This window comes from Aquimarina sp. AWH4_224, from assembly GCF_056160245.1.
Genome location: NZ_JBSWWU010000049.1, coordinates 1 through 548, shown reverse-complemented (window position 1 = coordinate 548; position 548 = coordinate 1). Strand labels below are relative to the sequence as shown.

1 protein-coding gene is annotated in these 548 nt (G+C 33.4%); it reads left to right on the top strand.

Going from position 1 to position 548, the window contains the following annotated elements:
- Positions 1 to 430: gliding motility-associated C-terminal domain-containing protein (locus tag ACXAGJ_RS24635; RefSeq protein ID WP_474843839.1), on the top strand; the 430-nt coding region annotated here is incomplete at its 5' end.
- Between the last annotated feature and the right edge of the window lie 118 nt (positions 431 to 548).

Genomic DNA, 548 nt, shown 5'->3' with positions numbered 1-548 from the left:
AGATCCTAACGGAGAAGATATCACAGATCTCTCAGATGATCCTTTAGAGGATATCAATGTAGATCTTGATAATGATGGTGATTTTGAAGATGTAACCATTACTATTTTAGATATTCGAGATTCTGAAATAGAGATCTTCACAGGATTGAGTCCTAACGGAGATGGAATCAATGATGAATTCAGAATTGTTGGATTGCAGAATTTCCCAAGAAATAATCTCCAGATATTCAACCGTTGGGGAGTGAAGGTTTTTGATCAGGATGGATACGAACAACCAGGAGTTAGATTCTTTGTTGGAATTAGTGAAGGTAGAACCACAATAAGTAAGAATAGAGAGTTACCAGTGGGAACATATTACTATGTTTTAAGGTTCGAAGATTCCGAAGGTATTACCAGATCAAGAGCAGGATACTTATATATAAATAGATAATAATTTAGAATAACATATATTTGTTATACCCTAAATCAAATAAAATATCGATGAATAGACCATTATTAATAATTGTGCTAGCATTTCTAACACTATGCATTGAACAAGTTCAAGGGCA